Genomic DNA, 7,060 nt, shown 5'->3' with positions numbered 1-7,060 from the left:
CTCCAGATCCGCAAGGTCCAGGATCCGCTGGTAGGGCTCGCCGTTCTCCGTCGGCAGCACCGTGCGCAGCGCCTCGTGTCGGCCGATCACATCCCGCAAGGCGGCGCCGAGTGCCTGCCGGTTGATCCGTCCCGGCAGCTTCAGCGCGATCGGAATGTTGTAAACGGCGCTGGGGCCCTGGAGTTGTTCGACGAACCACAAGCGCCGCTGCGCGAAGGACAGCGGCACCCGCTCGGGGCGCTCCATCGGCATCAGGGCCGGTCGACTTTGCCCGTCGTCCGCAAGCCGAGAGGCGAGGGCCGCGACGGTCGGCGCGTCGAACAGTACCCGGATGTCCAGATTCACGCCGAGCACGGCCCGAACTCGACTGGCCAGTCGAACCGCCAGCAGTGAGTGTCCGCCGAGGGCGAAGAAGTCGTCGTCGACACCGACGCTCTCGACACCGAGTACCTGAGCAAAGACGCCGCACAGGATCTCCTCGCGCATGTTGGCCGGACGTCGCCCGGCCCCGGACCGCTCCTCAGGGGTGGGCAGTGCCTTGCGGTCCAGCTTGCCGTTCACCGTCAGCGGCAGGGCATCGAGCACCATGACAGCCGACGGGACCATGTACTCTGGCAGGCGCTCTGCAGCCAATCGGGTCACCAGCTGCGGCAGTTCCGCATGCGCGCCACTGGCAACCACATAGGCGACCAGGCGCTTCTCGCCCGGAGCGTCCTCCCGCACGACGACCGCGGCCTGGGCGACCTCGGGATGAGCGGCCACCACGTTCTCGACCTCGCCCGGCTCGATCCGGAAACCACGGATCTTCACCTGGTCATCCGCGCGGCCCGCGAACACCAGCTGCCCGTCCGCCGTCCACTGCGCCCGGTCACCCGTGCGGTACAACCGCTCGCCCGCTCCACCGAACGGGTTGGCCACGAACCGCTCCGCTGTCAGACCGGGACGCCCCAGATACCCGCGAGCAAGGCCCGCACCCGCCACGTACAACTCACCGGCCACACCCACCGGAACCGGCTCCAGATACTCATCCAGCACGAACACCCGCGTGTTCACCACCGGCGAGCCGATCGCCACCTCCCCCGCCGACGGATCGCAACGCCACAACGTCGCATCCACCGTCGTCTCGGTCGGACCGTAGGAGTTGAACAGCCGGTGACCACGCGTCCAGCGCGCCATCACCTCCGGTGGACATGCCTCACCAGCGGTCACCAGCACCACCTCCTCGCCGATCGACCCCTCGTCCAGGGTGGCCAGAACGGCCGGCGGCAGCGTCACATGCGTCACCCGCTGCTCCGCCAGGAACCGCGGCAAAGCCTCACCCAGGCGTCGCTCCTGCGGAATCACCACCAGGGTCGCGCCGGTCAGCAAGGCCATGAACCACTCCCAGCCGAAGGTGTCGAAGCCCGCCGAAGCGAACTGCCCCACCCGCGACCCGGCACCAACCCCCAGACAGCGCACATGACCCGCCACCAGGCTCGCCACACCCGCATGCGACACCAGCACACCCTTGGGCCGCCCCGTCGACCCCGACGTGTAGATCACATACGCCGGACTCGCCAAGCGCACCACCCGGCCGACAAACGCACTGTCGTCAAGATCCGCCAGCTCCGTCGCCGTCTCCGGCGCGTCCAGAACCACCGCGGAGCCGGGCACCAGCGACGCCGTACCCGAGGAAGCGAGCACCGCCACCGGCCCCGCATCCTCAAGCATGTACCCGATCCGGTCAGCCGGATACGCCGGATCGATCGGCATATACGCGCCACCCGCCTTCGCCACCGCGAGCAACGCCACCATCAACTCAACCCCACGCTCGAGGCACACCCCCACCACCGACTCCGGGCCCACACCACGCGAAACCAGCAGTCGCGCCAGCCGGTTCGCCCGCGCGTCCAACTCCGCGTACGGCACCTCGGCCCCCTCGGCGACAACGGCCACTGCCTCCGGCGCCCGCACCACCTGCGCCTCGAACAGCTCCGCCACCGACCACGACGACACCTCGGCGTCGGTCGCGTTCCACTCGACCAGCATCCGCTCGCGCTCGGCAGCACCCAGCACATCCACCGCACTCAGCCGAAGCTGCGGATCGCCGGTCAGCTGGTCCAGTACCTGCACGAGACGCGCCACAAGCCGTTCCGCGGACTCCGCGTCGAACAGATCTGCCGCGGCGGTCACCGAACCCCCCATACCCGCCGGAGCGCCGCGCTCGTCGAACTTCTCGGCCACAATCACATCGAGGTCGAACCTCGCCAGCGCCGCACCCGCCGGCATCGGCTCCACCCGAAGACCAGGCAGTTCCAACACCGCGTCCTCGGTGTTCTGCAGCGTGAGCATCGTCTGGAACAGCGCGTGACGGGCCATCGAACGGTTCGGTGCCAGCTCCTCCACCAGCCGCTCGAAGGGAACGTCCTGGTGCGCGAACGCCTCCAGGCTCCGCTCCCGCACCCGGCCCAGCACCGTATGGAAGGTCGGATCCCCCGACAGGTCGGTGCGCACCACCAGCGTGTTGAGGAAGAAGCCAACCAGGTCGTTCAGCGTCTCGTCGGTCCGGCCGGCGTTGGGCGAACCGATCGGGATGTCCGTGCCGGCGCCCAAGCGCGAGAACAGCACCGCCAAGGCGGCCTGCAGCACCATGAACACCGTCACGCCCTCGGCCCGCGCCAGCTCCACCAGCCGGACGTGGACCTCGGCGGGTACCGCGACAGGCACCTGGTGGCCGAGGTGCGAGGCGACGGCGGGACGCGGACGGTCCACCGGCAGCGCAAGCTCCTCCGGCACCCCCTCCAACGCCGTCCGCCAGTAGTCGGCCTGGCGGGAGATCACGCTCTCCGGGTCGTGCTCGTCGCCCAGCAGGCCGCGCTGCCAGAGCGCGTAGTCGGCGTACTGCACCGGCAGCGGCTCCCACTCGGGGGCCCGGCCCGCGCAACGCGCCGCGTAAGCCACCGAGATATCGCGGGCCAACACGCCCGTCGACCACCCGTCACTGGCGATGTGATGGATGGTCACCACCAGGACGTGCTCCTCGGGAGCGGTGCGGTAGAGGCAAGCCTTGATCGGCAGCTCCGATGCCAGGTCGAAGAGGTGGCCCGCCGCCTCGGCCACCGCGGAGTCCAGCACTTCGGGCGCCACCTCGGACACGGACAACAGCCACCCCGGTCCGCCTGCCGGAAGGACCTGCTGGTAGGGCTCATCGTCCATGGTCGGGAAAACCGTGCGCAGTACCTCGTGCCGACCGATCACGTCGAGTAGTGCCGCGTTCAGGGCCTCCTGGTCCAACCGGCCGAACAGCTTCAGTGCGACCGGCACGTTGTAGGTTGCGCTCGGGCCCTCCAACTGCCCCAGGAACCAGATCCGGCGCTGACCGTACGACAGCGGCACCCGCTCGGGTCGCGGACCTGCTGTCAGCGCCATTTGCGCCGTGCTCGCGTCGGTCAGGCGGGCAGCCAGGCCTGCCACCGTCGGAGCGTCGAACAGCGCCCGCAGCGACACCTGGACTCCCAGGACCGTGCGGATCCGGCTCACCAGCCTGGTGGCGAGCAGGGAGTGACCACCGAGCGCGAAGAAGTCGTCGTCCACCCCGACCTTCTCCAGGCCGAGTACCTGTGCGAACACTCCGCACAGCAGCTCCTCGTGGGGCGTCGCCGGACCACGGCCCTTGCTCATCGCGTACTCCGGCGCCGGCAGTGCCGCACGGTCGAGCTTGCCGTTCACCGTCAACGGCAGCGCGCCCAGCTCCACGACGGCGGACGGCACCATGTACCCGGGCAGTTGCTGACCGACGAACTCCCGGACCGAAGCCGACAGACCTGTCGCCCCCTCGGCGCCGACCACATAGGCGACCAGGCGCACATCACCAGGTGTGTCCTCGCGGGCGATCACCGCGGCCTGCGCGACCTGCGGATGCGCCGCCACCACGGCCTGGACCTCGCCCGGCTCGATCCGGAACCCACGGACCTTCACCTGCTCATCGCCCCGGCCCAGATACTCCAGCTGCCCATCCCGCCTCCAGCGCGCAAGGTCACCCGTGCGGTACATCCGCTCCCCCGGCTCGAAGGGGTTCGCCACAAACCGCTCCGCCGTCAGACCCGGACGACGCACATACCCGCGCGCCACCTGCACACCCGCGACATACAACTCACCCGCCACACCCGGCGCCACCGGCCGCAGGAACTCGTCCAGAACGTACAGACGCATGTTCGCAATCGGACGCCCGACCGGCACCCGCTCACCCACCGCCTGCCCGGCCCGGACCTCGAACACACAGCAGCCGACCACCGCCTCGGTCGGACCGTACTCGTTCACCACCACCGACCCCGGAGCACGCTCCAACCAGTCCCGAACCACCGAACCCGGCAGCGCCTCACCCCCCACCACCCACGTCCCCGCAGCACCCTCAACCCCCTCATCCGCCAGCATCCGCGACAACAGCGGGAGATGCGCCGGAACCACCTTCACCAGACCGAACCCACCACCATCACGCAGCAGATCCGCCAGACCCTCCGCGCCGCCCTCACGGCTCACCACCACCGGCGCACCCGACACCAACGGCACCACCACACTGGTCACCGTCAGGTCGAACGCCAACGACGAATGCAACGGCGCACCACCACCGCCCACGCCATACGCACCTGCCGCCCACCGGACGTAGTTCGCCAGACCCCCATGCGTGACCGCAACCCCCTTCGGCCGCCCCGTCGACCCCGAGGTGTAGATCACATACGCCAGCTGCTCCGGCAGCGGCACAACCTGCTCGGCCACGGCCGATTCCGCCGACTCCTGGAACACCTCCGCGGAGTCCACGAGCACCACCGGCGCCCCCACCTGCGTCACCACCGAGGCCGTACCCGCTGAGGCCAGCACCAGCACCGGCGCCGCATCCTGGATCATGAACGCGATCCGCTCCGTCGGATACTCCGGATCCACCGGCAGGTAGGCGGCACCCGCCTTCAGCACCGCCAGCACCGCCACGATCAGATCCACACCCCGGTCCAGCGCCAACCCGACCACGGACTCCGGACCGACACCGCGTCCGACCAGGAACCGTGCCAAGACGTCCGACCGCGCGTCCAACTCCGCGTACGACACCTCCGCACCGTCGGCCACCACCGCTACCGCTTCCGGCGTCCGCGTCACCCAGCCCTCGAACAGCCCGACCACTGACACCGGGAACACCTCGGCCGCGGTGTCGTTCCACTCGGTGAGGACCTGGCGCAGCTCCTCCTCGGCCAAGACCCGGAGCGCGCTGAGCGGTTGGTCGGGACCACCGGCGAGGGCCGCCTCCAGCGCGCCGACCAACTGCTCGGTCGCGGTGCGCAGCAGCACCCCCACCGCCCGCGGATCGACCGGTGCCACCGCGTCCACCGCCAGCGAGATCGAGTCGCCGTTGTCATCGACCGAGACGCTCAAAGGGTAGTTGGTGCGCTCCTGCGAGAAGACCTTCCGCATGCCGCCAACGCCGTCGGCCGGTTGATGCGGGGTGTTCCGGGCGACGTTGTGGCGGTAGTTGAGAAGCGAGGTGAACAGGGGTGTGTCACCCCCGACTCCACTCACCTGCTGGGCCATGGCCAACGACGCGTGCTCATGCTCCAACAGCATTGCCAGCTGGGCCCGCATCGCCTGTACCGCTGCCAGCGCCCCCAACTCATCGGTGCGAACTCGCACCGGAAGGGTGTTGATGTACGGACCGACCACCCGACCCGAACCGGCACCCGCACTCATCCGCCCCAGCAGCACCGTACCGAAGACGACATCCTGACGGCCCGAGACTGCCGCGAGCACCCGTGCCCACGCCACGTGCAGCACCGTCGCCGCGCTGGTGCTCAACCTGCGTGCGATGTCGCGCAGCCGGTCGTTCAACTCCGGTGCGAACGGCGTCACTGCCAGCACCGTGTCGACGCCGTCGCCCCGCACATCGACCATCCCGTAGGGGGCGGTCGGCTCGTCGACATCTCCCAGCAGCTCCCTGAAGTACCGCTCGTGCTCCGCCCGGGCGACGCCGTTACGAGCCTGCGCCACGAGATTCCGGAATGGCAGCGGCTCGGGAAGTTCACTCCCGCGCCCGGCCAGGAAGGCCTCGACCTCGCCGAGCAGGACCTCCAGCGCGGTGTGGTCCTGCACCATGTGGTGCACCCGCACCAGCGCGAGCCTCCGGTCGGTACCGGGTACGACCGCAACGTGAACTGTGATCAGCGGAGCGCGCCCCAGGTCCATCGACGCGCCGACCTGAGCCATCAGCTCGGCCGCCGGGTCGGTGGTCCCCGGATCGTACGACACCCTGGTCACCGACAACACGGAGCGCCGCCACACCACCTGCACCGGTTCGGGCAGTCCGTCCCAGACGATCGAGGTCCGGTATATGTCGTGCCGGTCGATCACCTGCTGGAGAGCCTGGACAAAACCATCGAACCGCTCCGCTGAGTCGAACTCGACGACCGTCGGCAGGACGTAGGCGTCCTCGCCACCCTCCGCCAGGAGGTGGTGGAAGAGCAGGCCCTCCTGCAGCGGAGCCAGCGGGTAGATGTCGGCGATGTTGGCTGCGCCGCCCTCGACGGTGGCGACGATCCGCGCGATGTCGTCGGCACTCAGGTCGACCAGGGGCAGCATCTCCGGGGTGATCTCACGGGCGTCGGCGGGGATCAGGTTCTCCGGCACCTCCACCTGCGTCGCGCCGGTGGAGGCTGCCAGGCCGGCCGGGGTCGGGGACTGGAAGAACGTCCGCACCGAGACGGACACGCCGCGTCCGCGCAGTGCCTCCACGAGGCGTACAGCGAGCAGCGAGTGCCCGCCGAGTTCGAAGAAGTTGTCGTCGACTCCGATGCTCTCCAGGCCCAGGACGTCCCCGAAGGCGGCGCAGACGATCTCCTCGCGCGCGTTCGCCGGGCCCCGGCCACCACCGGTCGCGTACTGGGGCACCGGCAGGGCCTTGCGGTCGAGCTTGCCGTTCAGCGTCAGCGGCAGGGCGTCCACCACCACGACCGCAGCCGGAACCATGTACTCCGGCAGCCGCTCCGCAGCGAAGACCCCCACCAACTCCGGCAGTTGACCAACATCACCATCGGCCACC

The 7,060-nt window shown here is 69.6% G+C and carries 1 protein-coding gene; it reads right to left on the bottom strand.

The genetic code is table 11. From position 1 onward, the window contains the following. Nucleotides 1–7,060 (bottom strand): non-ribosomal peptide synthetase (locus AAW14_RS38780; protein WP_265569172.1); only part of this gene is annotated, 7,060 nt, incomplete at both ends.

It is taken from the genome of Streptomyces hygroscopicus, assembly GCF_026168105.1.
GTDB classification, from domain to species: Bacteria; Actinomycetota; Actinomycetes; order Streptomycetales; family Streptomycetaceae; genus Streptomyces; species Streptomyces hygroscopicus_D.
Note: the sequence above shows the minus strand (reverse complement) of the source record. Positions and strands in the feature narration are given on the sequence as shown.